Origin of the sequence: Pseudomonas frederiksbergensis (assembly GCF_000802155.2) — a bacterium.
Classification (GTDB): domain Bacteria; phylum Pseudomonadota; class Gammaproteobacteria; order Pseudomonadales; family Pseudomonadaceae; genus Aquipseudomonas; species Aquipseudomonas frederiksbergensis_A.
In genome coordinates this window covers 30591-55830 of sequence record NZ_JQGJ02000003.1, presented here as the reverse complement: position 1 = coordinate 55830, position 25240 = coordinate 30591, and the positions used below count along the sequence as shown (strand labels likewise).

The following is a 25240-nucleotide window of genomic DNA, read 5'->3' as shown; positions in this document are numbered from 1 at the left end:
GCGTTTTATCTGCGCATAACAAAACCCCCGGCAGGGCCGGGGGTTTGAAGGTCACTCGTCGAGGAAGGAGCGTAGATGCTCGCTTCGCGTCGGGTGGCGCAATTTGCGCAACGCCTTGGCTTCGATCTGGCGAATCCGCTCACGGGTCACATCGAACTGCTTACCGACTTCCTCAAGGGTGTGGTCGGTGTTCATGTCGATGCCGAAACGCATGCGCAGTACCTTGGCTTCACGGGCCGTGAGGCCGGAAAGTACTTCGCGGGTCGCTTCCTTGAGGCTCTCAACGGTGGCGACATCGATCGGCGACTGCATGGTGGAGTCTTCGATGAAGTCACCCAGATGGGAGTCTTCGTCATCGCCGATCGGGGTTTCCATGGAGATCGGCTCTTTGGCGATCTTCAGTACCTTGCGGATCTTGTCCTCAGGCATTTCCATGCGTTCGCCCAGCTCTTCCGGGGTCGGTTCGCGACCCATTTCCTGCAGCATCTGGCGGGAAATACGGTTGAGCTTGTTGATCGTCTCGATCATGTGCACCGGAATACGGATGGTGCGGGCCTGGTCGGCGATCGAGCGAGTGATCGCCTGACGGATCCACCAGGTGGCATAAGTCGAGAACTTGTAGCCGCGACGGTATTCGAACTTGTCCACCGCTTTCATCAGGCCGATGTTGCCTTCCTGGATCAAGTCGAGGAATTGCAGGCCGCGGTTGGTGTACTTCTTGGCAATCGAGATCACCAGACGCAAGTTCGCTTCGACCATCTCTTTCTTCGCGCGGCGGGCCTTGGCCTCGCCGATCGACATGCGACGGTTGATGTCCTTGATCTCGGCGATGCTCAGGCCGGTCTCGGCCTCAAGCGCGCTGAGTTTCTGCTGGCAACGAATGATGTCCGGTTGCAGGCGGGCAATGGCTTCAGCGTATTTGCTCTTGCCCTTGGCCAGTGCATCGGTCCAGCTTTCGTCGACTTCATGACCAGGGAACTGGCGCAGGAAGTCTGCACGTGGCATGCGCGCATCACGGACGCACAGCTGCATGATCGCACGCTCTTGCTGACGCAGGCGATCCAAGGCACTGCGAACACGTTCCACCAGGCCTTCGAACTGCTTCGGCACCAACTTGATCGGCATGAACAGCTCGGCCAGCGCCAACAGCTCGGCAATTGCCTGCTTGTTGTTGCGACCATGCTTCTTCAGCGCCTTGCGGGTGATCTCCATCTGGTCGGCAACGGCGCCGAAACGCTGGGCAGCGATGACCGGATCCGGACCACTTTCGGCTTCTTCTTCGTCGTCGCTGGCTTCGGCGTCTTCGTCATCGGTGTCGTCGTCGGCCTTGGCGGCTTTCGCGTCGATCGGCGGCGGCACTTCGGCGGCAGGCGGCGCGATGCCGTCGTCCGGGTCGATGTAGCCGCTCAGGACGTCGGACAGGCGGCCACCTTCGGTGGTCACGCGGGTGTATTCGGAGAGAATATGCTCGACCGTGCCAGGGAAGTGCGCGATTGCGCCCATCACTTCACGGATGCCCTCTTCAATACGCTTGGCGATTTCAATTTCGCCTTCACGCGTGAGGAGCTCTACCGTACCCATTTCGCGCATGTACATGCGCACAGGGTCCGTGGTGCGACCAATGTCGGTCTCGACCGCCGCCAACGCTGCGGCCGCTTCTTCAGCGGCCGCCTCGTCGGTATCGGCGTCGGCCAGCATAAGGGCATCCTTATCTGGAGCAACCTCGAATACGTTGATCCCCATGTCGTTGATCATGCGGATGATGTCTTCCACCTGTTCCGGATCTGAAATATCCTCCGGCAGGTGGTCGTTGACCTCCGCGTAAGTCAGGTAGCCCTGCTCACGACCCAATAGGATCAACTCTTTGATACGAGACTGCTGTTGCGCTTTTCCGGACATAACACCCTATCCACTGAAGGTCTTGGCGGGCAAAAAACAAGCCGAGGATTATACCTGAGCTGTGACCTCACGCGCCAGTTGAGGTCGGGTTTGATGCGCAAACATTGCGGCTGAGTAAATCCCGCAATTGGTTTTTCTCTTCGCTGGTCAACTCGCTCTGGCGAGCTTTGCGCAGAAGTTGTTCCAGGTTTCGCTCGCGTTGGCGGGCGGACAAGCTAGTAATGGTGTCGAAAAACTGTTGTTCAAGGTTGTCTCCCTCTATCAGCCATTCCTTCTCGGCCAGCGCCTTCAAGAGGCGCCCCTGCTCGGTGCCATGCCACCGCGCGATCAACTGGAATGAGTTTAGCTTGGGGTTTTTCTGCACGGCTTCAAGGAGTGCGACCAGCAACTGCGTGTTGCTGTGGTCCTCAGCGGCAAAATGTCCTGCGTCCTCGACCTTTTCAGCCAATTGCGGGTGATGCAGCAAGGTGCGCAGGGCTGCCAGTGTTGGTGGTTCGACGGCGGCCGGCACGCGCGGGACACGTGGCTGGTCGCGATCGCCCCGCTTGCCATTCTTGTCCCAGGGTTTCTTGTCCCATTTCTTGCCGCCGCCGGCATTTTTTTTCGGCGTCCATTCCTGCTGCGGGGCGTAATCCTGCTGGGGTTGATGATAGTCGGCGAAATCCGGCATCGCGTCGTAATCGATACCTGGGTCATACGCTGGCGGCGCTTCCTGTGGAGCGCTGTGCGCCAGTTGGTTCATCGCTTCGTTGTTCAGGCCGGTGATTTCGCTGAGGCGCTGACGCATGAGCGTACGCAGGTTGGCGCCGGGCACCTTGTCGATCAACGGAGCCGCGAGGGTGGCCATGTGGGCCTTGCCTTCGAGGGAGCGTGGATCGGCTTCTTCGGTCAGTTGCTGGAAAAAATAATCGGCCAGCGGTTGCGCGTGCTGGTTGATCCGCGCACGAAATGCATCGGTGCCTTCGGAGCGCACCAGGGTGTCCGGGTCCTCGCCTTCGGGCAGGAATAGGAAGCGTGCGCGCCGCCCATCCTGCAGGCACGGCAAGGTGGCCTCCAGTGCGCGCCAGGCGGCGTTACGGCCGGCCTGGTCGCCGTCGAAGCAGAACAGCACGTTGGGCACCACGCGAAACAGACGCTTCATGTGTTCTTCGCTGGTGGCCGTGCCCAGGGTCGCGACGGCGTTGCGCAAGCCTTGCTGGGCCAGGGCAATCACGTCCATGTAGCCTTCGACGACGATGATTTCGTCGAGGTTGCGGTTATTCTTGCGCGCCTCGTAAAGGCCGTAGAGTTCCTGGCCTTTATGGAAAACCGGGGTTTCCGGGGAGTTCAGGTACTTGGGCTTGTCGTCGCCCAGTACCCGGCCGCCAAAGGCGATGATTCGCCCGCGTGTATCGCGGATCGGGAACATCACCCGGTCACGGAAACGGTCGTAGCGCTTGCCGGTCTCGGCATTCTCGATCAGCAGGCCGGCGTCGATCATGGCGCGTTGTTGCAGCGTGTCGCTGCTCAGGTGCTTGTAGAGATTGTCCCAGCCGGGCGGGGCGAAGCCGAGGCCGAAATCCCGGGCGATTTCCCCGGTCAGGCCGCGGCCCTTGAGATAATCCACCGCCGCCTTGCGGGCTGGGTGGCTTTTAAGCGCCTGGCGATAGAAATCCGCCGCGGCCGTCAGCAGTGGGTAAAGCGGGGAGTCGGTCGGTTGGCGCGGCTTGTGCGCCCGACCGCTTTCCTCGCGGGGAATCTCCATGCCGGCGGCTTTGGCCAGTTCTTCGACAGCCTGGGGGAAGTCCAGGTTGTCGTGGTCCATCAGGAAGCCGAGGGCGTTGCCGCCCGCGCCGCAGCCAAAGCAGTAGTAGAACTGCTTGTCGGGGCTGACGCTGAAAGATGGGGTTTTTTCTTTGTGAAATGGGCAGCAGGCTGTGTAGTTCTTGCCTGCTTTCTTCATTTGCACGCGAGAGCTGACCACGTCGACGATGTCGGTACGGTTCAGGAGGTCGTCAATAAAGCTCTGGGGAATTAGCCCGGCCATGGCGTTCTCATCATCACTGCGCGAAATAGGGGCCCGAAATCAGCAGGCGTGATTGATTCCTGGTTTCGAGGCACTCAAAAAAATGGCTCGACCGGATTGTCTGCTTCATTGCTTGTCGGAAGTGTATCTGCCGATTGTCCACTGACGTTAATTACTATCAGTACTCGACTGTGCGAATGTGTTGCGCTGAATCCGGTAACCGCCGATCTGGCCACGGATAGCTCATGAAGCGGGCACGCAAGGAGGTGCCTTGGGCTGATCGTCGTTAGAGGAATCAGGGTGTGCTCGTCAGTAGCCTTGGAAGGCTCGTCAGAAAAGACGTGCACCGCTGGCAAAAGAGCCAGGTCTGACGCGGTGAAGCGGTTTGTCTAGGTCGCGTCTGCGGCTTTGACGGTGAAGCATCAAGCGTTGTTCCGCAAATGCCATAAGCCCGGCTTGAGGGCCGGGCTTGGCAAGAAGCTTGCGACGGACGTCTGTGTATTAGTACAGACGTACGGCGCGGCGCTGTTCGCGCTGAACTTTCTTGGCGTGACGCTTAACAGCGGCTGCTGCTTTGCGCTTACGCTCGGAAGTCGGCTTCTCGTAGAATTCGCGGCTACGAACTTCAGCCAGAACACCGGCTTTTTCGCAGGAGCGCTTGAAACGACGCAGAGCTACGTCGAAGGGTTCGTTCTCTTTTACTTTGACGGCTGGCATCCAGAGCTACCTTCATTCATTACCGGGGTCAACATCCTCGCGGCAAAAGAGCACTTGAAGACGTCGGTTTTTAAGGGTTGCGGATGTTAACCCCTCATCGCTCGGAATGCAAAGCCTCTGATCGAAAACCGCTGGTCGGGGCACAACGCGGCGACTATTATGCGCGCCTTCGAATTCAGCCTCTACAAGGCGCAAACCCATGCTAGTACTGGGATTAGAAACGTCCTGCGACGAAACCGGCGTTGCACTCTACGACAGTGAGCGCGGCCTGCTGGCCGACGCTTTGTTCAGTCAAATCGACCTGCATCGCGCCTATGGCGGCGTCGTGCCCGAGCTTGCGTCCCGCGACCACGTCAAGCGCATGCTGCCCTTGATCCGCCAGGTCCTGGCAGAAGCCGGCTGCGTGCCGACCGAGATCGATGCCATCGCCTATACGGCCGGGCCGGGCCTGGTAGGCGCGCTGCTCGTTGGTGCCTCCTGCGCTCAGGCGCTGGCCTTCGCCTGGGGCATTCCAGCCTTGGGCGTGCATCATATGGAAGGCCATCTGCTGGCACCGATGCTGGAGCCGCAACCGCCGCAATTCCCGTTCGTCGCTTTGTTGGTATCGGGTGGACACACCCAACTGGTCCGCGTGGATGGGATCGGTCAATACGAGCTCATGGGGGAGTCGCTCGACGATGCCGCCGGTGAGGCTTTCGACAAAACCGCGAAGATGATGGGCCTCAACTATCCCGGTGGGCCGGAAATCGCAAGGCTGGCAACCCAGGGGGTTGAAGGACGCTTCGTCTTTCCGCGTCCGATGTGCGATCGACCGGGTCTGGATTTCAGCTTCAGCGGCCTGAAAACCTTTGCGCTCAACACCTGGCAACAGTGTGTCAACGCCGGGGACGACAGCGAGCAAGCCCGTTGCGACATCTCCCTGGCGTTCCAGCAGGCCGTGGTAGAGACTCTGACCATCAAGTGCAAGCGCGCCTTGAAGCAGGCCGGGCTCAAGCGCCTGGTGATCGCCGGCGGTGTGAGCGCGAACAAGGCCTTGCGGACATCCCTGGAAAAAATGCTCGGTGACATGAAAGGGGATGTCTACTACGCCCGGCCACAGTTCTGCACGGATAACGGCGCGATGATTGCTTTTGCCGGTTGCCAGCGCCTGCAAGCGGGCCAACATGAGGGCCTGGCGATCAGCGTGCAAGCCCGTTGGCCCATGGAGCAGTTGTCGCCGCTGTGAAGCGGCATTAAAAATGCCGTTCGCGCCCGGCGAACAGGTCGCGTAGATTGCCCCGGTGGCGCCAGACGATCAGTGCGACGAGTGCTGTCATCGGCAGCAAGGCCGCCGGCTCCTGCCAGGCCAGTAACGGCAGGGTGAGTGGCGTGGCGATCAGTGCGGCCAGGGAACTGGTGCGGGTCAGGTAGAAGGTCAGCAGCCAGGCGCAGACGGCAAGCAGGGCGGCCGGTGGGTACAGGCCCAGCAGCATGCCGGCGGCAGTGGCGACGCCCTTGCCGCCGCGAAAGCGAAAGTACAGTGGAAACAGATGGCCGATGACGGCACAGACGCCGATCCAGGCCTGTTGCTGCAACGAGAGCCCTGCAAGGCTGGCGATCAGTACCGGGAAGAGGCCTTTGCAGAGGTCGCCGAGCAGGGTCAGGATGGCCAGTTTGCGTCCGGCCAGGCGCAGCATGTTGGTGGCGCCGGCATTGCCCGAGCCACTCGTTCGCGGATCCGGGCGACCGGTCAGGCGGCTGAGCAAAATGGCGAAGGACAGTGAGCCGAGCAGGTAGGCGAGGATCGCCAGTAACCAAAACATGCTAACCATTCCGGGCGGGGACGCCCTGATTCTAACGGCGCAATGCGCCCTTGTCGTGCTGCGGAGAAGAGTGCTTGGACAGAGTGTTTATCGAAGGCCTTGAAGTCGACACGGTAATCGGTGCCTACGACTGGGAGCGAGGCATCCGACAGTGCCTGCGGCTTGACCTGAGCTTCGCCTGGGATAACCGTCCGGCTGCCGCAGGCGACGACCTGACACTGGCGCTCGACTATGCCAGCGTGTCGTCACGCATCCAGGCGTTCGCCGAGCAGGCGCAGTTCCAATTGGTCGAGACTTTCGCCGAACGCCTGGCCCAGGAGCTCATGGATGAGTTCAAGATCACCTGGCTGCGCCTGAAAGTGACCAAGCCTGGCGCTGTACCGGCTGCCAGTGGTGTGGGCGTGGAGATCGAGCGCGGATGTCGTTGACCCAGGTTTTCCTAGGGCTTGGTAGCAATATCGAGCGCGAAACCCATCTGTGTGCCGGGCTGGAAGCGCTGTCCGGCTTCCTGGTGGATATGCGCTGCTCGGCTGTGTTCGAGAGCCAGCCGGTGGGGATCAAGAGTGGACCGTTTTTCAACTTCGTCGTCTCGGCCTTCACTGACCTGTCGCTGATGGAGTTGGACCGCCGCCTCAAGTTCATCGAGGCCGACAACGGTCGTTATGCGCCGGACCGCAAGGGTCTGCCGCTGGATATCGACGTGTTGTTGTACGGCGAACAGGTCGGCAACTTCGATGGCTTGATCCTGCCGCGTGCTGAAATTCTCAAGAATGCCTTTGTGCTGTGGCCCTTATCCTTGATCGCGCCGGATCGGACTCATCCAGGCGTGGGTAAAAGTTTTGCCACGTTGTGGGAAGAGGCGAAGATCGACCAGGTATTGGCGCCGGTGGCTTTCGAGTGGCGAGGGGAGCAGCTTACGCCACCGAGCCTGCTGTAAGGCGTCTGCCATCATCGCGAGCACGCTTGTGGTCTGCATAAGTCCTGTGGAAGCAGGTTTGCTCGCGATGACAGCGGGATATCCACCACCCAGGCAAACTGACGCAGGTCCCGTCAGCTCGCCGTTTCCTTGTAAGCCTTCAGCGCCCTGAGACGCTCACGCTTGATCGCTTCACCGAGTTCCGGTCCCTTGAAGCCTTTCTCCAGCAACGGCTGGACTGCCACCGCCCGTGCTGCGGCCGCTGCGCCCCGCAAGTAATCGGCCTGTGGATAACTGCGCTGTTCGAGCCCCTTGCGACCGCGTGCATCCATCTCGCAGGCGGCGATGAACTCCTCGAAGCGCTGGGGGCGGCGGTAAGCATCGAAGCTTTGAAGCAGTTCAAGCAGAGTGGATGCCTTGAGTTCAAGCGCTCGATGGCCATGCGTGTGGTATTGGCCAACCAGCAGCGCCAGTTCCTGACAGTCGCGAGGCACCTTGAAGCGTTCGTTGACCGCCTTGATCAGCTTCAGCCCCTTGTGCTCATGGGCGATGTGTCTCGGCCATTCATGTTCAGGTGTCAGGCCCTTGCCCAAATCGTGGAGCAGGCAAGCCCAGCGCACAGTCAGGGGCTGGCCATGGTTTGCTGACTGTTCCAGCACGCTCAGCGTGTGAGCGCCTGTATCGATTTCGGGGTGATGAGCTTCAGGTTGTGGAACACCAAACAGTGCATCGACCTCGGGCATCAGGGTCTTCAAGGCGTTGCAGTCGCGCAACACCTGGATAAATACCTGCGGCTGGCTCTCCATCAGTGCCCGGGAAATTTCTTTCCAACTGCGTTCGGCCGTCAATGCCTCCAGCTCGCCGGAGTCGCTGAGTTGGCGCATCAGCTCAAGCGTCTCGCCAGCCACCCTGAAACCCAGGGGGGCATAGCGTGCAGCGAAGCGCGCAACACGCAGGACTCTGAGAGGATCTTCGGCGAATGCGGGGGAAACGTGGCGAAGCAGGCGAGCTTCAAGATCGCGCTGCCCGTGGTAGGGGTCGGTAAGATTGCCGTGATCGTCCTCGGCCATCGCGTTGATCGTCAAGTCCCGGCGGATCAGGTCTTCTTCAAGCGTGACCTCAGGGCTGGCATGGAAGATGAAACCACCATAACCCCTGCCGCTCTTGCGCTCCGTGCGGGCGAGGGCGTATTCGTCGCCTGTCTTCGGATCGAGGAATACCGGGAAATCAGCCCCCACGGGACGGAAACCCTTGGCAAGCATTTCCTCGGCAGTGGCGCCCACCACCACTCGGTCAATGTCAGTGACCGGGATGCCTAGCAGGCGATCACGAACAGCGCCGCCGACTTTGTAGATCTGCATAAAAAACCTCCGTTGGGCCGACAGGATAAACCTTTACGTCGGACGTCCGGAGGCGAAAGCGTGATCAAAGGTGAATGACGGCCAGATCCAGGCGTCCATAATCGCCTTCGGCTTGTTCGGTCCGTGGGGGTACATGATGGGTTTTCATTATCTGGTCGCCTTGCAGGGTTTCCAGATGAATGTCGAACCCCCACAGGCGGTGCAGGTGCTTGAGTACCTCATCCGTCGATTCGCCTAGCGGTTTGCGGTTGTGCTGCTGATGACGCAGGGTCAGGGAGCGATCCCCGCGGCGATCGATGCTGTAGATCTGCACGTTGGGCTCGCGATTACCCAGGTTGTATTGCGCCGCCAGGGTTTCCCGGATGATGCGATAACCGCCCTCGTCATGGATGGCGGGCACCAGCAGATCGTCTTTCTGGTCGTCGTCGAGGATGCTGAACAGCTTGAGGTCGCGGATCACCTTAGGCGACAGGTATTGCAGAATAAAACTCTCATCCTTGAAGCTGCTCATCGCGAATTTTATTGTCGACAGCCAGTCCGAACCGGCGATTTCCGGGAACCAGCGGCGATCTTCCTCGGTGGGGTTTTCGCACATGCGCCGGATGTCACGGTACATGGCAAAGCCCAGGGCATAGGGATTGATACCGCTGTAGTAGGGGCTGTCAAAGCCGGGCTGGAACACTACGCTGGTGTGGGACGTCAGGAACTCCATCATGAAGCCGTCCGTGACCAGGCCCTCATCGTACAGATCGTTCATCAAGGTGTAGTGCCAGAACGTTGCCCATCCCTCGTTCATCACCTGGGTCTGGCGTTGCGGATAGAAATACTGGGCGATCTTGCGCACGATACGCACGATTTCCCGCTGCCACGGCTCCAGCAGCGGCGCATGTTTTTCGATGAAGTAGAGAATGTTTTCCTGGGGCTCGGCAGGGAAGCGCGCGTTGTCCTTCTCGTTGTACTTGTCGGCGCCTTTGGGAATGGTGCGCCACAAGTCATTGATCTGCTTCTGCAGATGCTCCTCCCGATCCTTCTGCCGCCGACGTTCTTCTTCGGCGGAGATAGGATAGGGCCGCTTGTAGCGGTCCACGCCGTAGTTCATCAAGGCGTGGCAAGAGTCGAGGAGATCCTCCACCGCATCGATACCATGGCGCTCTTCGCACTGCATGATGTACTGCTTGGCGAATACAAGGTAATCGATGATCGAGCTGGCATCGGTCCACGTGCGGAACAGATAGTTGCCCTTGAAGAAGCTGTTATGGCCATAACAGGCATGCGCCACTACCAACGCCTGCATGCAGATGGTGTTTTCTTCCATCAGGTAGGCGATGCACGGGTCGGAGTTGATCACGATTTCATAGGCCAGCCCCATCTGGCCGCGACTGTAGGATTTCTCGGTACTGAGAAAATGCTTGCCGTACGACCAGTGGTGGTAACCCAGCGGCATCCCGACGGACGCGTAGGCGTCCATCATTTGCTCAGCGGTGATCACTTCGATCTGGTTGGGGTAAGTGTCCAGGGCATAGCGATCCGCGATACGGCTGATCTCGCGGTCGTAGGCCTGTATCAGCTCGAATGTCCATTCGGAGCCGGTGGATATGGGCTGGCGTTTCTGCTCTTTTTTGGCGGTCATGTCACTAACCTGCGCTGGAAGAGTTCACGGAAGACCGGGTAGATATCCCCGGCCGAGACCAGTTGCTGCTGGGCGAACGTGTCGGAAAACGCTTCGGCGATGCGTTCGTATTCATACCACAGCGCTTGATGTTCGCGCGGCGTAATCTCGACGTACGTGTAGTACTGGACGAACGGCATGATCTGGTTGATCAGGATGTCCCGGCAAATCGGCGAGTCGTCGTTCCAGTTGTCGCCGTCGGACGCCTGGGCCGCATAAATATTCCATTCGTTGGCTGGGTAGCGTTCGGCCATGATCTCCTGCATCAGCTTCAGGGCACTGGAAACGATGGTGCCGCCGGTCTCCCGAGAATAGAAAAACTCTTCTTCGTCGACTTCCCTGGCGCTGGTGTGGTGCCGGATGAACACCACATCGATCTTGTCGTAGTTCCTCTTGAGGAACAGGTACAGCAGGATGAAGAACCGCTTGGCAATGTCCTTGGTTGCCTGGGTCATGGAGCCGGAGACGTCCATCAGGCAGAACATGACGGCTTTCGAGCTGGGATTCGGCTGTTTGACCAGGAGGTTGTACTTGAGGTCGAAGGTGTCGAGGAAGGGCACGCGATGGATGCGTGCGCTGAGGCGCTCGATCTCTGCTTCCAGCGCCTGGATATCCCCGAAGTTATCCGGTTCTTCCTGCTTGAGGCGAGCCAGCGCTTCTTTGGCCTCGCGCAGTTTCGCCCGGCTGCTGCCCGAAAGGGCGATGCGACGCGCATGGGCTGAGCGAAGGGTGCGGATGATATTGATACGCGCAGGATTACCTTCGTTGCTGATACCGGCGCGCACGGTCTTGAAGGTGTCGGTGCCGGTCAGGTTGCGTTTGACCAGGTTCGGTAGCTCCAGGTCCTCGAACATGAATTCGAGGAACTCTTCCTGGGTGATCTGGAAGACGAACTCGTCCATCCCCTCGCCGGAATTGCCGGCCTTGCCGGGGCCCTTGCCGCCGCCCCCACCCGGTGGGCGTGGGATATGTTCGCCGCTGGTGAATTCCTTGTTCCCGGGGTGCACGACGGTCTGCTTGCCGCCGCGACCATGGTGAAGCACCGGCTCGTCGATGTCGCGGCCGGGGATGCTGATCTGCTCGCCATGTTCCATGTCCGTAATGGAACGACGGCTGACCGCCTCCTCGACGGCCTTCTTGATGTGGTCACGGTAGCGCCGCAAGAAACGCTGGCGGTTTACCGTGCTCTTGTTCTTGCCATTCAGGCGTCGGTCGATCACATAGCTCATGGGGGCCCTCCGGGCAGCTTCAAGTTGTGAGCTGCAAGCTGCAAGTAAAAAGCAGTTACCCAGCTGTAGGGTCACGCAACTTCTTCTTGCAGCTTGTCGCTTGCGGCTTGTAGCTGGCTATTGTGATTTACGGACCCGCAGATACCACTCGGAGAGCAGTCGTACCTGTTTGTCGGTATAGCCACGTTCGACCATGCGCGTAACGAAGTCGTTGTGTTTTTGCTGGTCCTCCTTGCTGGCCTTGGCGTTGAAGCTGATGACAGGCAGCAGGTCCTCGGTGTTGGAGAACATTTTCTTCTCGATGACCACCCGCAGCTTCTCATAGCTGAGCCAGGTAGGATTCTTGCCGTTGTTGTTGGCCCGGGCGCGCAGCACGAAGTTGACGATCTCGTTGCGGAAGTCCTTCGGATTGCTGATACCCGCTGGTTTTTCGATCTTTTCCAGTTCCTCGTTGAGCGCTACGCGATTGAGGATCTCGCCCGTTTCCGGATCTCGATATTCCTGGTCCTGAATCCAGAAGTCCGCGTACAGCACGTAGCGGTCGAAAATGTTCTGGCCGTATTCGCTATAGGATTCCAGGTATGCGGTCTGGATCTCCTTGCCGATGAACTCGATATAGCGTGGCGCCAGGTATTCCTTGAGGAAGCGCAGGTAGCGCTCGCGGGTCTCTGCCTGGAACTGCTCCTGCTCGATCTGTTGCTCGAGCACATACAACAAGTGGACCGGGTTGGCGGCGATTTCGTGGGGGTCGAAGTTGAAGACCTTGGACAGGATCTTGAACGCGAAACGGGTGGACAAGCCATTCATGCCTTCGTCCACGCCCGCGTTGTCGCGGTATTCCTGGATAGACTTGGCCTTCGGATCGGTGTCCTTGAGGTTTTCGCCGTCGTACACCCGCATCTTCGAATAGATGTTGGAGTTTTCCGGCTCCTTCAGGCGCGACAACACGGTGAACTGGGCAAGCATCTTCAGCGTGTCGGGCGCGCAATGGGCCTTGGACAGCGAGCTGTTGAACAACAGTTTGTCGTAGATCTTCACCTCGTCGGTGACCCGCAGGCAGTAAGGCACCTTGACGATGTAGATCCGGTCGATGAAGGCTTCGTTGTTCTTGTTGTTGCGGAAGGTATGCCATTCCGACTCGTTGGAGTGCGCCAGCAGGATGCCGCTGAACGGAATCGCCCCCAGCCCCTCGGTACTGTTGTAGTTACCTTCCTGGGTGGCGGTCAGCAATGGGTGGAGTACCTTGATCGGCGCCTTGAACATCTCGACGAATTCCATCAGGCCCTGGTTGGCCCGGCACAGTGCACCCGAATAGCTATAAGCGTCGGCGTCGTTCTGTGGGAATTCCTCCAGTTTGCGAATATCGACCTTGCCCACGAGGGCCGAGATGTCCTGGTTGTTTTCGTCGCCCGGTTCGGTCTTGGCCACTGCGATCTGGTTGAGGATCGAAGGGTAGAGCTTGACCACGCGGAACTGGCTGATGTCGCCGCCGAACTCCGCCAGGCGCTTGGTGGCCCATGGCGACATGATGGTATTGAGGTAACGGCGCGGGATCCCGAAGTCTTCTTCGAGGATCGCGCCGTCCTCGGTCGCGTTGAACAGCCCCAGGGGCGATTCGAAAACCGGAGAACCCTTGATGGCGTAGAAGGGGACTTTTTCGATCAGTTGCTTGAGTTTTTCGGCCAGGGACGATTTACCACCACCAACGGGGCCGAGCAGATAGAGAATCTGCTTTTTCTCTTCCAGGCCTTGGGCAGCATGGCGGAAATAAGACACGATCTGTTCGATGCATTCCTCCATCCCGTGGAAGTCCGCAAAGGCCGGGTAGCGCCGGATCACTTTGTTGGAAAAAATTCGCGAGAGCCTCGAGTTGGTCGAGGTATCCAGCAGTTCCGGTTCTCCGATTGCCAGCAACAGGCGCTCCGCGGCCGATGCATAGGCACTGCGGTCTTGCTTGCAGAGTTCGAGGTATTCCTGCAGCGAGTACTCCTCTTGCCGCGTGGACTCGAAACGTTGCTGGAAGTGGCTAAAAATACTCATGACGTCACCTCGCTCGATACGTGGAGCCGGTGTCGGATCAATCAGTCGATGCTGGACAGCCGCTGGGAACCCAGTTGCCGTTTTACCCCCCAGAATGCTTTCAAGAATGTGGGCTCCTGAAAGCTGACTACCGATGATCCGCGCGCCGGTGTACCGGCTCTCCCCTGTTTTGGATGGCCTGAGGCTAAGGATAGTTCGGAATCCGAGAGGTAAAGGTTGAATACGTAATTAGTTGTGGCAGACCGTTCGTCTGCCATCGCGCAAGCCCGCGGTTCTCGCGGGCTTGGGCGTCATAAAAAATTATTCCTGGGTGGCTTGCTCTGTTTCATTAGGATAAACCGTCCGCCATAGCTCGAAACCGCCGTCCAGGCTGTAGACGTCGCTGAAGCCCTGGCTGACCAGGTAAGCCGCCGCGCTCTGGCTGGAGTTGCCGTGATAGCAGACCACGACGGTAGGCGCATCGAGATCAGCGCCCTGGATGAAAGCGTGGAGGGAATGGTTATCCAGATGCTTGGAGCCGCTGATATGCATAGCTGCGAAAGTCGCCGGGTCGCGCACATCGACGACGACAGCCCCTTTCTTGAGCAGTGCGTGGGCCGCTTCGGGAGGGATACGTTTGAATTCGGTCATGAAAGACTCCTCTGGCCTCAAGCGTGGCGCCGTTCAAACGGCGGTGCTGGCTGGCATTGATTCAGTAGTCGGTTGATGGGGCTTGGCGTGGCCTTTCTCGTCGCAATCGCAGCGCAGCAACTCGCCGGTGTCGACGTTCATCAGTGTCATCGCGCTACCCCAGACGCAGCCGGTATCGAGGGCAATGACCCCGGCTTCGCCAGTTTTTCCCTCAAGGGCCGCCCAGTGCCCGAAAATGATCTTCAGGTCGCGGGTCTTGCGCTCCTTGTGCTTGAACCAGGGCGCGTAGCCGGGCGGGGCGGTCTCGATGCCTTCCTTGCCCTTGAGGTCGAGCTTGCCGTCGCGGGTGCAGAAACGCATGCGGGTGAAATAGTTGGTGATCACCCGAAGGCGGGCCGTTCCGGTGAGGTCGTTGTCCCATTTGACGGGTTCGTTGCCGTACATGCCGTCCAGGTAGGGAGCGAACAGGTTATCGTCGCGCAATGCCTGCTCCACTTCGCCCGCGCATTTTAGCGCCCTGCGCAGGGACCATTGGGGCGGGATGCCGGCATGTACCAGCGCAAGATGTCGCGCCTCGTCGTAATGCATGAGTTTTTGCTGGCGCAACCATTCGAGCAGTTCGACGCAATCAGGCGCGCCCAGGATCTCGCCCAAGGTATCGGACTTTTTCAGGCGTTCGATGTTTTGCCAGGCGGCCAGCAGGTGCAAATCGTGATTGCCAAGCACGCACACCAACGAATCGCGGATGCCGTAGAGGAAACGAAGGGTTTCCAGCGATTGCGGACCCCGGTTGACCAGGTCGCCCACCAGCCACAACGTGTCTTTGCATGGGTCGAACGCTACCTGTTCCAGCAGGCATTTGAGCGGGTCCAGGCAGCCCTGCAGGTCGCCCACCGCATACGTGGCCATCAGTGCAGCGCTCCAGGCACCGCGAGGCGGAAAGGCTTGATGATCGCATCGAAGCGCTTACCGTCTTCGGCAAGCATCTGGTAAGTGCCTTGCATGGTGCCGACCTTGGTCGTCATCACCGTCCCGCTGCTGTAGCTGTGGCTCTTGCCTGCATCGATCAGCGGCTGCTGGCCAACCACTCCTTCGCCCCGCACCTCTTCGACATGGCCGTCGCCGTCGGTGATGACCCAATGCCGGGACAGCAACCTGGCTGGCAGCGAGCCGTTGTTGCGCACGGTAATGGTGTAGGCGAAGGCGAAGCGGTTGTGCTCGGGTTGCGACTGTTCAGCGAGAAAGCGGGTGGCGACGCTGACGTCGACCTGGTAACGAGGATCGGACATGCAAAAGGCCTTGGAAGCGGGACGCGGGAGTCACTGAGGGAGTCAGTCTAGGCCAAGTATCGGGTAGTAAACCAGACTGGCGTACTGCCCGATAAGGATCGTCGCGTGTCAGGGGGCGTTGTCGTTTGGCGTGACCTGTTCGCTGAGCTTGTCGGCCAGGCGCACAAAGGCCGCCAGGTCCAATTGCTCGGGGCGCAGGCTGCCGTCGACGCCGGCGGCTTCGATTTCAGCGCTGCCGAGCAATAGTTTCAAGGTGTTGCGCAGGGTTTTGCGACGCTGGTTGAATGCTTCGCGTACCACGCGCTCCAGCAGTCTGTGATCCCTGGCGGGGTGCGGCAGGACCGCGTGCGGTACAAGGCGGACGATTGCGGAATCGACTTTGGGGGGAGGGTTGAATGCGCCCGGACCCACGTTAAACAGATGATCGACCCGGCAATGGTACTGGACCATGATCGACAAGCGACCCCAATCACCGCCGCCAGGACCCGCGGCGAGGCGCTCGACCACTTCCTTTTGCAGCATGAAGTGCATGTCGCGGATGAGGCCGGCATTGTTCAGCAGGTGGAAAATCAGTGGCGTCGAGATGTTATAGGGCAGGTTGCCCACTACACGAAGGCTGCCCGGCGCGGCACCCAGGCTGTTGAAATCGAATTTCAGCGCATCGCCTTGATGCAGGTTGAAATTGCTTTTTCCTGCAAACTGCTGATTCAGAATCGGGACCAGGTCCTTGTCCAGTTCCACCACGTCGAGTTGCGCGCCGCTACTGAGCAGACCCTGCGTCAGTGCGCCCTGGCCCGGACCGATTTCCAACAAGCGATCATCGGGCTTGGCATTGATTGAGCGCAGGATGCGGTCGATCACGCCGGCATCATGCAGGAAATTCTGGCCGAAGCGCTTGCGCGCGCGGTGTTGGTATTGCTCGGTCATATATGAGTCTCGGCCATCTGGTACGCGGTTTCCAATGCGACTTGCAGGCTGCCGGTGTCGATCTTGCCGCTGCCAGCCAGGTCCAGGGCAGTGCCGTGGTCCACGGAGGTGCGGATGATCGGCAAGCCCAGGGTCACGTTCACCGCTGCGCCGAAGCCTTTGTACTTCAACACGGGCAGGCCCTGGTCGTGGTACATCGCCAGCACCGCATCGCAGTGCTCCAGATATTTGGGGGTAAATAGAGTGTCGGCAGGTAGCGGGCCACGCAGGTCCATGCCCTCGCTGCGCAAGCGCTCCAATGTGGGTTCGATGATGTCGATTTCTTCACGGCCCAGGTGTCCGCCTTCCCCTGCATGAGGGTTCAGCCCGCACACCAGGATACGTGGCCGGGCGATGCCGAATTTGTTCTGAAGGTCGGTGTGCAATATCCGCGCGACTCGCTCGATGCGTTCCGGGGTAATAGCGTCGGTGATGTCCCGCAGGGGCAGGTGAGTGGTGACCAGGGCCACGCGCAGGCCGCGGGTGGCGAGCATCATCACGACTTGCGCGGTTTGCGTCAGGTCGGCCAGGAATTCCGTGTGTCCGGAAAACGGAATGCCGGATTCATTGATGACGCCCTTGTGTACCGGCGCGGTGATCATGCCGGCGAAAGCCCCGTCCAGGCAGCCTTGGCCGGCGCGGGTCAGGGTTTCCAGGACAAAAGCAGCGTTGGCGGTATCCAGTTGGCCCGTAACAACCGGGGCGCCCAGCGGTGTATCCCAGACATACAGGCTGCCCGCGGGTGCCGGGGCATCAGGCCAGGCGTCTGGTGTGACCGGACGCAGATTGACGTCCACCCCCAGCTGCGCGGCCCGCTCGAGGAGCAGGTCGCGGCTGGTGATGGCAATCAGGGGGTGCGGCTGGGCTTGCGAGGCGAGCAGCAGGCACAGGTCGGGACCGATGCCGGCAGGCTCGCCGGGGGTCAGCGCGAAACGCTTGGGTTTCACTGCGCTGCCTGGTCTGCACCAGGGAGTTTGATCTCGACGTAGGCTTCGTCGCGAATCTGGCGTAGCCAGGTTTGCAGCTCTTCGTCGTACTTGCGGTTACGCAATACCGTCATCGCCTGCTGTTCGCGCGCCTGGGTGGTGCTGTCAGTGGCGCGACGGCCAAGGACTTCCAGTACGTGCCAGCCATAAGGGCTCTTGAACGGCTTGGACAGTTGACCCTGTGGGGTCTCGGCCATGACCTGGCGGAACTCGGGAACCAGCGCATTCGGATCGACCCAGTTCAGGTCGCCACCATTGAGGGCCGACCCAGGGTCTTCCGAGAAGCTCTTGGCCAGCTCGGCGAAGTCTTCGCCAGAGGTGATCCGCTCGTAGAGTTTCTCGGCCAGGCGCTTGGTCTCGGCTTCGCTGCGGATTTCACTCGGTTTGATCAGGATATGGCGAACATGGACTTCATCGCGCACCTGGGTACCGCCACCGCGTTTCTCCAGCAACTTCAGGATGATGAAGCCGCCAGGGGTGCGGGCAGGCTGGGTAATGTCGCCGACGGCCATGGCACTGAGCTCACGGTCGAACGGTGGTGGCAGTTGAGCGGCTTTACGCCAGCCCATGTCGCCGCCTTCCAGGGCGTTTTCACTGCCCGAACGCGCTACCGCCATTTGGCCGAAGTCAGCGCCTTGCTTGAGCTGCTGGTAAACATCCATGGCCTGGCGATAAGCACTCTGAATCGCTTCGGAGTTGGCGCTTTCGGGGGTAGGAATCAGGATGTTCGCCAAGTGCAGTTCTTCAGACAGTTGCATCTTGCCCAGGTCTGAGGCGAGGAAATTCTTCACTTCCTGCTCGGACACCTGGATGCGTTCGGCCACGCGACGCTGACGTACCCGGCTGATGACCATCTCGCGGCGGATCTGGTCGCGGGCGTCGTCAAAGGACAGGCCGTCGCGAGCCAGGGCGGCGCGGAACTGATCGATGGTCATGTTGTTGCGCTGGGCAATGGTGCCGACGGCCTGGTTCAGTTCTTCATCAGTGATGCGGATGCCGGAACGTTCGCCAATCTGCAACTGCAGGTTTTCGACGATCAGGCGCTCGAGCACTTGTTGGTCCAGCACGCCCGGTGGTGGCAAGCCGCCGCCACGCTTGGCAATGGTTTGCTGCACTTCTTGGACGCGCTGGTCCAGTTGGCTTTGCATGACCACGTCGTTATCGACGATGGCCACGACCTTGTCGATGGACTGTACCGCGGCGTTGGCCGCGGTACCCAGGAACAATGCGCCCAGCATCAGCGGGCGCAGACAATCAGAAAGCTTGGTCTTCACGTTCACGATAACCTTGAATGCCTTTGTCGAGGAAGCTCTCTACCTTGGCGCCGGTGAGGCCGCCGAGTCCCTTCAGAACAATTTGGAGGAAGACGCCGTGGTCGCCTTTTTCGTTTTCCGGGGCGGCTTGACTGAATTCTTCATAGTCGACCCAGTAACGGTTTATCAGGCGCAGTTTCCAGCAGCAGTTGTCGTATTCGAAACCACCGAAGGCTTCCAGAGTACGGTTGCGGTTGTAGTCATACTGCCAGCGGCTGATTGCGTTCCACTGCGGCACGATCGGCCAGATGACCGAGAAGTCGTGCTGTTTGATCTTGTAGTAGTCCTTCACGTAGCCAGGCGAACCGGGAGTGCCGTAGTCGCCGCCGCCGACTTGCCATTGGCCAGTGTTCTCGTCGTACCGGATCTGGTCGTTGCGATAGCGATAACCGGCGTTGATAACCTTGTTCGGGTTGTCCTCCGGCTGGTAGTGGAACATTGCGCTGCCGGAGCGAGGGCTGTGGGTGTCTGGGTCCCAGTTATATTCGGCCGTGGTGCGCCAGTCGCGATTCCAGCGATATTCATATTCCAGCGCATATGGCGAAACGTCGGAATGGGCATCGTCCCGAGTTCGGGCATCAATGCCTGGCAACTGGACCTCGCGATCCTTGAAGTAGAGGGCTTGGCCAACACTGATGCGTTGACGCTCGAAGCCGTTTTCTTCGATCCAGCGGCTCGTGACGCCCAGGGACAGCTTGTTCTCGTCCCCTACGCGGTCGGAACCCGAGAATCGGTTGTCACGGAACAGCGATGCATAGCTGAAGGTATATTCGCTGGTGTCAAAGACCGGAATGTCGCTCTGGTCTTCATCCGGCACGTAGAGGTAGAACAGGCGCGGCTCCAGGGTCTGGCGGTAGTTCTTGCCGAACCACTGGGTGTCACGGTCAAAGTAAAGACCGCTGTCGATGCTGGCGATTGGAACGCCACGGTTCTGGCTGCTGCTATACGTACCGTTGAGGCGATCGCCCTCTGGGCCCTGGGCGGCAATGTCGGCTTTGCCTCTGCTGTCGAGGTCCAGATCGTACTGAGTGTACTGATACTTGAGCGATGGCTTGATGAAGCCATAACTTGCGTTCATCGGCAGGCTGACCACAGGTGCCAGATTCATCCTGTCGCCAGTAGCACGGGCCAATCCTCTGACGTTAGTGTCAAGGAATGGGTCGGGTACCCCGTTTTCATCGACGTAATTACCGGTCCGCAGATCACGATCGAAGCGCACGAACTCAGTCTTGTAGGCGAAATCCAGACCGCCCGGATGCTGCGGCAACGCACCATTGAAGGTGATCTGCGGCAAGCGATCATAAGGCGTGATGTTCGAGATAGTGGCCATCTGTGTGGCCTGGACATTCAGCCGCGCGGTATAGGTATCGCCTCGATAGCTGACCGCGCCTTGCTGGTTCACATAGTCCCGCGATTCGACGCCGATCTGGTCGGTCTGCAAATCCTGGAAATAGTACGGATCGCTGATCTTGGTGTAGTCGACTTCTGTGAATACACGCGAATCCAGGCCGCCCTTGTGCTGCCAGTTGTACATGTAGCGAGTCTTGTCGTAGTCGGTCTGGCCACTACGCTCATCGTCTTCATCGTTGAGGTATGCAGCGCCGAACTGACCTTCGCTGGACTTGGTCAGGTAGCGGAATTCGCCTTCCATCAACATGCCGCGCTTGCTCATGTAGCGCGGGTACAACGTGGCGTCGTAGTTCGGCGCCAGGTTGAAGTAGTACGGGGTAACCAGCAGGAAGCCGGTATCGCTGCCGCTGCCGATGGTCGGCGGCAGGAAGCCGGACTGGCGACGGTCATCGATCGGGAAGTAGATATAGGGCGTGTACAGGACCGGAATGTCCTTGACCCGCAGTGTCACGTTGGTCGCGGTGCCGAAGCCGGTGGCCGGGTTCAAGGTGATGTTGTTGCCCTTGAGTGTCCAGGCGTTGCTGCCCGGTTCGCACGTGGTGTACGTACCGTCCTTGAGGCGGATGATCGCGTTCTCGGCGCGCTTGGCATACAGCGCATTACCGCGGATGCGCGACTTGTGCATCACGTATTCGGCGTTGTCGACCTTGGCTTCGCCGGTATCCAGCTGTACATCGGCATGGTCGCCGACGATCAGCGCGCCGTTGTCGCGAACGCGCACGTTGCCGCTCAGCTCGCCGCGGTTCTCGGCCTGGTACAGGCTGGCCTCGTCGGCCTCGACCTGCATGCTGCCCTGGCGCATGACAACGTCACCGGCCAGGGTCGCCACCTGTTGCTCCTGCTCGTAGCGCGAAGCCTTGGCACCGAGGAAGGTCGGGGCATCGCTCTTGGCGGTCTTGTCGTTCATGCCCGGGCGCGACGGCTCGATGTACGCGCCAGCGCAGTACGGGCCGGTCTCGGCCAGTTGAGCAGGCGTGAGATTCTCGCGAGGAACCCAGTCGAGGTGGCTGTAGTCTTCACTGCGCGTCTTCAGGCCGCGGCCCTTGGCTTCGGTGACGAGCATCGGCTTGTCGCCGGCTACCTCGCCCGAATCGCTGTCGGCCGGAGCGCTGCCACTGTCGGCAACCGCGCTGCCTTCATGCACGGGACGTGGCGGCAAAGCTGCGGCCGGTGTCTTGGGTGAACAGTCCCAGGCACCCGAAGCGGAGACGGAACAGTCATACTGCTGCGCCGCAACGACGAATGAAGAGGCCAGGGGTTGCAGGGCCAGCAGACTGCCGGTGACCAGCAACGGAAATTTTTTACGAAACGCGGGGGATTTCAATGCCATCTTATTAGTCCGGGCTTCCTGCGTGCCATCTGCCCGCGGTGTGGGCCGCACGCCTCTCGATGGTCTGAAAAAGATGCTGGATAATAAAGCATGACCCGCTTGACGGCTAGCGCCGTCGGAGACCCTTGCAATGCCTGACCAAGATGTACGCTTGCAACACCTGAAAGTTTGGCTCGATGAGCAGCTACCGATTCTTTTCACTCAACAGGGCTGGGGCGCCGTACCCCCGGCCACGTTGACCGCCGCCAGCAGTGACGCGAGTTTCCGGCGGTATTTCCGCTGGGAAGGCGAGGGCCATAGCCTGATCGTGATGGATGCCCCGCCGCCCCAGGAAAACTGCAAACCCTTCGTGGATATCGCGTTTTTGTTGGCGAAATCCGGCATCAACGTGCCAAAAATTTATGCCGAGGACCTCGATCGCGGTTTTCTTTTGCTCAATGACCTGGGCAACCAGACCTACCTGGATGTGATCAACGGCGAAAACGCCGACGATTTATTCCGCGATGCCTTGCAAGCGCTGTTGGCTTTTCAACAACTGCCAATGGTCGCACCGCTGCCCAGTTATGACATCCCGTTGCTGCGTCGTGAGTTGGAGTTGTTCCCGGAGTGGTACGTCAAGCGCGAATTGGGCGTCGAGTTCGATGCGACCCGGCAGCAGCTTTGGCAGCAGGCTTCAGAGCTGTTGATCAGCAGCGCCCTGGCCCAGCCGAAAGTGCTGGTGCACCGCGACTACATGCCGCGCAACCTCATGCTCAGCGAACCCAATCCAGGCGTGCTGGATTTCCAGGATGCGGTCTATGGACCGGTGACCTACGATGTGACGTGCCTGTTCAAGGACGCCTTCCTCAGTTGGCCCGAGGCGCGGGTGCGCGGTTGGTTGGAGGATTACTGGCAGCAGGCCGTCGCACTTGGCATTCCCGTGCAGCCGGACTTCGAAGATTTCCTGCGAGCCAGCGACTTGATGGGCGTGCAGCGCCATCTCAAGGTGATCGGGATCTTCGCGCGCATCTGCCATCGCGACGGCAAGCCGCGCTACTTGGGCGATGTGCCGCGCTTCTTCGACTATATAGAAGCGGTGATTGCCCGCCGCCCTGAGCTCGCACCGCTGGACGAACTGCTTCGCAGCCTGCGCCCATCGGCCGGAGCAAGCGCATGAAGGCCATGATCCTGGCGGCGGGCAAGGGCGAGCGCATGCGACCGTTGACGCTCACCACGCCCAAGCCATTGATCCGTGTCGCCGGCACTCCCTTGATCGAATATCACCTGCTGGCATTGGTCGCCGGCGGGTTTGACGAGATTGTCATCAATCACGCCTGGCTCGGGCAGCAGATCGAAGATTACCTGGGGGACGGCTCGCGGTTCGGCGTGCGCATTATCTATTCGCCGGAAGGCGAGCCGCTGGAAACCGGCGGGGGGATTTTCCGGGCCCTGCCGCTACTGGGCGATGAGCCGTTCCTCGTGGTCAATGGCGACATATGGACTGACTTCGATTTCCGCAGCTTGCACCGTTCGCTCGAGGGCGTGGTTCATCTGGTGCTGGTGGACAATCCTGAACACCACCCAGGCGGCGATTTCGTCCTGACCGACGGAAAGGTTCATGAAGGCGCGCCGACGGCCGACAAACTGACCTATAGCGGCATTGCCGTCCTGCATCCGCGATTGTTCGACGGCTGCGTGGACGGCGCGTTCAAGCTCGCACCGTTGCTGCGCAAGGCCATGGACCAAGGTCAGGCCAGCGGTGAGCGCTTGCAAGGGCATTGGGTCGATGTTGGGACACTTGAACGTTTGGCACAGGTTGAAAAATTGATAGAAGCGAGCCGTTGATATGTGGTGGCCAGGGACTCTGATCGGAGCGGGAGCAGGCTTTGCCATAGCCAGCATCCCGGGGGCCATGCTTGGCGCGTTGCTGGGGCAGGCGCTGGACAGGCGCCTGAACGTGCACAGTTGGGCACAAGTGCGTGAACGCCTGGGCGGCCGCCCGGCGTTGCGCAACGATGAGTTGTTGTTTGTGTTGCTCGGACGCTTGGCGAAAAGCGATGGCCGCGTTGTTGACGGCCATATCCAGCAGGCTCGCCAGGAAATGCGCGCGCTTGATTTGAGCGAGCCGGCGCAACGTCGTGCCATCGCGGCGTTCAACCGGGGCAAGTCCGAGCATGATCGCCTGCGCGGTTATCTGCGTCGCCTCGCCACCCAACCCCATGCGGCTGAAGGCGTGCTACGCGCCTGCTGGCGGATGGTCTGGGCCGATGGCCGCGCCGGCGCCAGCGAGCGCGAGCTGCTTGTCCAATGGGGAAAGTGGCTCGGCTGGACGCCGCAGCAGGTCCAGGCGCTGGCGATGGACTACGAACCGCAGAAACTGTCGCAACCCACGAGTGGCATGACTTATCAGGAGGCATTGCGATTGCTGGGTGTTTCGGGCACCAGTGAACCGCCGCAAATCAAGCGGGCCTACCGCCGCTTGCTCAGCCGGCATCACCCGGACAAGATCGCCGGCAGCGGAGCCACGCCTTCACAGGTTCGCGAGGCCACCGATAAGACCCGGGACCTGCACAATGCCTATCGCTTGATTCGCGAGCGAAGGGATTTCCGCTAGTTCGCGGCACCTGGGTCGAGTGAGCTTAGTCTCACTCCCCCGGATTCTGAGGATTCAACCAACCCCGAATCCGACGGAACAGTTGCTCTTGTTCCGCCGACCGGTTCGGCAGGGCCTTGAGGGCAACCTGGCTGAAGGTCGAACCTTTCAAGCGTTTGCTCGCTTGCAGGCGTTCCAGCGCCGCGTTGCGGTCCAGCGGCTTGTCCATATAGAAAATATCGGCGGTTGCCAGCTTCAGGGTTGGCGTCAGCTCTGCCAGGCCAGGTTTGGCGGTGACCGGGGCCTGGGCTGCGACCATCACGAAGCGCTCGATCTGCGAAGGCTGCTTTTCGCTAAGGTAGCGCGCTGCCCAATAGGCGCCCGTGCCATGGCCCAGCAGCACAATGCTGCGGGCGCTCTGCTGTTCGGCGTAGGCCAGGGCCGCGTCGATGCGGGCGAAAATGCGCTCGGCATCGGCCTTGGCATGTTCTTCGCCGGTTTCAGCGATGACCGCATCCGCCGCCTCGGCTTCGCCCCCGGTCACTTGCTCGATCGGCGCCGCAGTCGTGGTGTCTGGTGCCGCAGCAGCGACATCCGCGGGCTTGGTCTCGGGAGGAGTTTCCACGGTGCGCGGAGCGATGACGTCGCTTTGCAGGTCCGGTAGCGTGATACTCAGGCTGCTCCATTCGGCATCAGGCAGTTTCTTGCGCAGGGGGCCGACGGCTTGAGGCCAGTCAGCGGTTTCACCCGCACCGGGGATTATGATGACTGCGCCCTTGGGCTCGCTGGTATTGGCGGGCTTCCACAGCGCTAGAAAAGCATCGCTGCCGGTTTGTAGCTGTTGCTGTTCCTGAGCGGGCACTTTTCGTACGAGCGCCGCGGCCTCTTCCTGGCTACGCTCGAGCAAGGGCTGGCGTTCGACCGGTTTGTCCCCGGCGGCTTGCTCCGCGGCGGCGGGCGCCGTTTCGCCAGCCTGTGCAGAAAATGCACTCGGCAGGATCAGCGACAGGCACAATGCTGGCAACGCCAGGCGATAAACAGAGGGCATCGGATATTCCATGACCAGAAGTATTTCCGGCAGCCTAATGGGTTGGTCAGTATTTGTC

22 protein-coding genes are annotated in these 25240 nt (G+C 60.0%); 6 read left to right on the top strand and 16 right to left on the bottom strand.

Features of this window, described 5'->3' with window-relative positions:
- Positions 1-51: 51 nt before the first annotated feature.
- The 3 genes from rpoD to rpsU all read right to left on the bottom strand — a co-directional run bounded on the left by rpoD (position 52) and on the right by rpsU (position 4621).
- Positions 52-1899: an RNA polymerase sigma factor RpoD gene (rpoD, locus tag JZ00_RS06265; protein WP_039590757.1), complete on the bottom strand. Its 1848-nt coding sequence runs from the start codon at positions 1897-1899 to the stop codon at positions 52-54.
- A 67-nt stretch (positions 1900-1966) separates the two neighbouring features.
- Entirely contained in the window at positions 1967-3925 is a 1959-nt protein-coding gene (gene dnaG / locus JZ00_RS06260) for a DNA primase (RefSeq protein WP_039590759.1), read from the bottom strand.
- 480 nt (positions 3926-4405) lie between these two features.
- Positions 4406-4621, bottom strand: coding sequence for a 30S ribosomal protein S21 (gene rpsU / locus JZ00_RS29960; protein ID WP_002551877.1), 216 nt, complete (start codon positions 4619-4621; stop codon positions 4406-4408).
- 199 nt (positions 4622-4820) lie between these two features.
- Here rpsU and tsaD point away from each other — a divergent pair, with 199 nt between their 5' ends.
- Positions 4821-5846: a tRNA (adenosine(37)-N6)-threonylcarbamoyltransferase complex transferase subunit TsaD gene (gene tsaD, locus JZ00_RS06250; RefSeq protein ID WP_039590763.1), complete on the top strand. Its 1026-nt coding sequence runs from the start codon at positions 4821-4823 to the stop codon at positions 5844-5846.
- Between the two features lie 7 nt (positions 5847-5853).
- Here the strand turns inward: tsaD and plsY are convergent, their stop codons facing one another.
- Positions 5854-6423 (bottom strand): glycerol-3-phosphate 1-O-acyltransferase PlsY, encoded by a 570-nt coding sequence (gene plsY / locus JZ00_RS06245; RefSeq protein WP_039590765.1) that lies wholly within the window; start codon positions 6421-6423, stop codon positions 5854-5856.
- A 74-nt stretch (positions 6424-6497) separates the two neighbouring features.
- On the opposite strand from plsY, the gene folB reads away from it, so the two are divergent.
- Together folB and folK are read left to right on the top strand one after the other, a co-directional pair.
- On the top strand, positions 6498-6851 hold the full coding sequence (folB, locus tag JZ00_RS06240) for a dihydroneopterin aldolase (protein WP_039590767.1): 354 nt from the start codon (positions 6498-6500) through the stop codon (positions 6849-6851).
- A complete protein-coding gene (gene folK, locus JZ00_RS06235; protein WP_039590768.1) occupies positions 6842-7360 on the top strand; it encodes a 2-amino-4-hydroxy-6-hydroxymethyldihydropteridine diphosphokinase in 519 nt (172 codons plus the stop codon). Before folB ends, folK begins: the two co-directional genes overlap by 10 nt.
- Before the next feature lie 113 nt (positions 7361-7473).
- Here folK and JZ00_RS06230 read toward each other — a convergent pair whose 3' ends face one another.
- The 11 genes from JZ00_RS06230 to JZ00_RS06180 all read right to left on the bottom strand — a co-directional run bounded on the left by JZ00_RS06230 (position 7474) and on the right by JZ00_RS06180 (position 21562).
- Entirely contained in the window at positions 7474-8700 is a 1227-nt protein-coding gene (locus tag JZ00_RS06230) for a multifunctional CCA addition/repair protein (protein ID WP_039590770.1), read from the bottom strand.
- A gap of 64 nt (positions 8701-8764) precedes the next feature.
- Positions 8765-10330: a SpoVR family protein gene (locus JZ00_RS06225; protein WP_039590772.1), complete on the bottom strand. Its 1566-nt coding sequence runs from the start codon at positions 10328-10330 to the stop codon at positions 8765-8767.
- Positions 10327-11598, bottom strand: a complete 1272-nt coding sequence (locus JZ00_RS06220) for a YeaH/YhbH family protein (RefSeq protein ID WP_039590774.1) — start codon at positions 11596-11598, stop codon at positions 10327-10329. Before JZ00_RS06220 ends, JZ00_RS06225 begins: the two co-directional genes overlap by 4 nt.
- Before the next feature lie 117 nt (positions 11599-11715).
- Entirely contained in the window at positions 11716-13638 is a 1923-nt protein-coding gene (locus tag JZ00_RS06215) for a PrkA family serine protein kinase (RefSeq protein WP_030139230.1), read from the bottom strand.
- A 300-nt stretch (positions 13639-13938) separates the two neighbouring features.
- Positions 13939-14268: a thiosulfate sulfurtransferase GlpE gene (gene glpE / locus JZ00_RS06210; protein ID WP_039590776.1), complete on the bottom strand. Its 330-nt coding sequence runs from the start codon at positions 14266-14268 to the stop codon at positions 13939-13941.
- Between the two features lie 33 nt (positions 14269-14301).
- Positions 14302-15177, bottom strand: a complete 876-nt coding sequence (locus JZ00_RS06205; RefSeq protein ID WP_039590778.1) for a symmetrical bis(5'-nucleosyl)-tetraphosphatase — start codon at positions 15175-15177, stop codon at positions 14302-14304.
- Positions 15177-15557 (bottom strand): Co2+/Mg2+ efflux protein ApaG, encoded by a 381-nt coding sequence (gene apaG, locus JZ00_RS06200; RefSeq protein WP_039590780.1) that lies wholly within the window; start codon positions 15555-15557, stop codon positions 15177-15179. Before apaG ends, JZ00_RS06205 begins: the two co-directional genes overlap by 1 nt.
- A 108-nt stretch (positions 15558-15665) precedes the next feature.
- On the bottom strand, positions 15666-16484 hold the full coding sequence (gene rsmA / locus JZ00_RS06195) for a 16S rRNA (adenine(1518)-N(6)/adenine(1519)-N(6))-dimethyltransferase RsmA (RefSeq protein WP_039590781.1): 819 nt from the start codon (positions 16482-16484) through the stop codon (positions 15666-15668).
- A complete protein-coding gene (gene pdxA, locus JZ00_RS06190) occupies positions 16481-17470 on the bottom strand; it encodes a 4-hydroxythreonine-4-phosphate dehydrogenase PdxA (RefSeq protein WP_039590783.1) in 990 nt (329 codons plus the stop codon). Before pdxA ends, rsmA begins: the two co-directional genes overlap by 4 nt.
- Entirely contained in the window at positions 17467-18783 is a 1317-nt protein-coding gene (surA, locus tag JZ00_RS06185; RefSeq protein ID WP_039590785.1) for a peptidylprolyl isomerase SurA, read from the bottom strand. Before surA ends, pdxA begins: the two co-directional genes overlap by 4 nt.
- Positions 18764-21562, bottom strand: coding sequence for an LPS-assembly protein LptD (locus tag JZ00_RS06180; protein ID WP_039590786.1), 2799 nt, complete (start codon positions 21560-21562; stop codon positions 18764-18766). Before JZ00_RS06180 ends, surA begins: the two co-directional genes overlap by 20 nt.
- Before the next feature lie 130 nt (positions 21563-21692).
- Here JZ00_RS06180 and JZ00_RS06175 point away from each other — a divergent pair, with 130 nt between their 5' ends.
- Genes JZ00_RS06175 through JZ00_RS06165 form a run of 3 tightly spaced genes read left to right on the top strand, consistent with a single transcriptional unit; the run spans position 21693 to position 24155 of the window.
- A complete protein-coding gene (locus JZ00_RS06175) occupies positions 21693-22718 on the top strand; it encodes an aminoglycoside phosphotransferase family protein (protein WP_039590788.1) in 1026 nt (341 codons plus the stop codon).
- The gene (murU, locus tag JZ00_RS06170; RefSeq protein WP_039590790.1) at positions 22715-23386 is read left to right on the top strand and encodes an N-acetylmuramate alpha-1-phosphate uridylyltransferase MurU; all 672 of its coding nucleotides are present in this window, start codon (positions 22715-22717) and stop codon (positions 23384-23386) included. Before JZ00_RS06175 ends, murU begins: the two co-directional genes overlap by 4 nt.
- 1 nt (position 23387) lies before the next feature.
- Positions 23388-24155, top strand: coding sequence for a TerB family tellurite resistance protein (locus tag JZ00_RS06165; RefSeq protein ID WP_039590791.1), 768 nt, complete (start codon positions 23388-23390; stop codon positions 24153-24155).
- Positions 24156-24186: 31 nt separating this feature from the next.
- Here JZ00_RS06165 and JZ00_RS06160 read toward each other — a convergent pair whose 3' ends face one another.
- Positions 24187-25182: an alpha/beta hydrolase family protein gene (locus JZ00_RS06160; RefSeq protein WP_039590792.1), complete on the bottom strand. Its 996-nt coding sequence runs from the start codon at positions 25180-25182 to the stop codon at positions 24187-24189.
- Positions 25183-25240 lie beyond the last annotated feature (58 nt).

Coding starts and splice junctions, on each gene's coding strand:
- rpoD (WP_039590757.1), bottom strand. CDS start 1,899: ATGTCCGGAAAAGCGCAACAGCAGTCTCGTATCAAAGAGTTGATCCTA.
- dnaG (WP_039590759.1), bottom strand. CDS start 3,925: ATGGCCGGGCTAATTCCCCAGAGCTTTATTGACGACCTCCTGAACCGT.
- rpsU (WP_002551877.1), bottom strand. CDS start 4,621: ATGCCAGCCGTCAAAGTAAAAGAGAACGAACCCTTCGACGTAGCTCTG.
- tsaD (WP_039590763.1), top strand. CDS start 4,821: ATGCTAGTACTGGGATTAGAAACGTCCTGCGACGAAACCGGCGTTGCA.
- plsY (WP_039590765.1), bottom strand. CDS start 6,423: ATGTTTTGGTTACTGGCGATCCTCGCCTACCTGCTCGGCTCACTGTCC.
- folK (WP_039590768.1), top strand. CDS start 6,842: ATGTCGTTGACCCAGGTTTTCCTAGGGCTTGGTAGCAATATCGAGCGC.
- JZ00_RS06230 (WP_039590770.1), bottom strand. CDS start 8,700: ATGCAGATCTACAAAGTCGGCGGCGCTGTTCGTGATCGCCTGCTAGGC.
- JZ00_RS06225 (WP_039590772.1), bottom strand. CDS start 10,330: ATGACCGCCAAAAAAGAGCAGAAACGCCAGCCCATATCCACCGGCTCC.
- JZ00_RS06220 (WP_039590774.1), bottom strand. CDS start 11,598: ATGAGCTATGTGATCGACCGACGCCTGAATGGCAAGAACAAGAGCACG.
- JZ00_RS06215 (WP_030139230.1), bottom strand. CDS start 13,638: ATGAGTATTTTTAGCCACTTCCAGCAACGTTTCGAGTCCACGCGGCAA.
- glpE (WP_039590776.1), bottom strand. CDS start 14,268: ATGACCGAATTCAAACGTATCCCTCCCGAAGCGGCCCACGCACTGCTC.
- JZ00_RS06205 (WP_039590778.1), bottom strand. CDS start 15,177: ATGGCCACGTATGCGGTGGGCGACCTGCAGGGCTGCCTGGACCCGCTC.
- apaG (WP_039590780.1), bottom strand. CDS start 15,557: ATGTCCGATCCTCGTTACCAGGTCGACGTCAGCGTCGCCACCCGCTTT.
- rsmA (WP_039590781.1), bottom strand. CDS start 16,484: ATGACCGAGCAATACCAACACCGCGCGCGCAAGCGCTTCGGCCAGAAT.
- JZ00_RS06180 (WP_039590786.1), bottom strand. CDS start 21,562: ATGGCATTGAAATCCCCCGCGTTTCGTAAAAAATTTCCGTTGCTGGTC.
- JZ00_RS06175 (WP_039590788.1), top strand. CDS start 21,693: ATGCCTGACCAAGATGTACGCTTGCAACACCTGAAAGTTTGGCTCGAT.
- murU (WP_039590790.1), top strand. CDS start 22,715: ATGAAGGCCATGATCCTGGCGGCGGGCAAGGGCGAGCGCATGCGACCG.
- JZ00_RS06165 (WP_039590791.1), top strand. CDS start 23,388: ATGTGGTGGCCAGGGACTCTGATCGGAGCGGGAGCAGGCTTTGCCATA.
- JZ00_RS06160 (WP_039590792.1), bottom strand. CDS start 25,182: ATGCCCTCTGTTTATCGCCTGGCGTTGCCAGCATTGTGCCTGTCGCTG.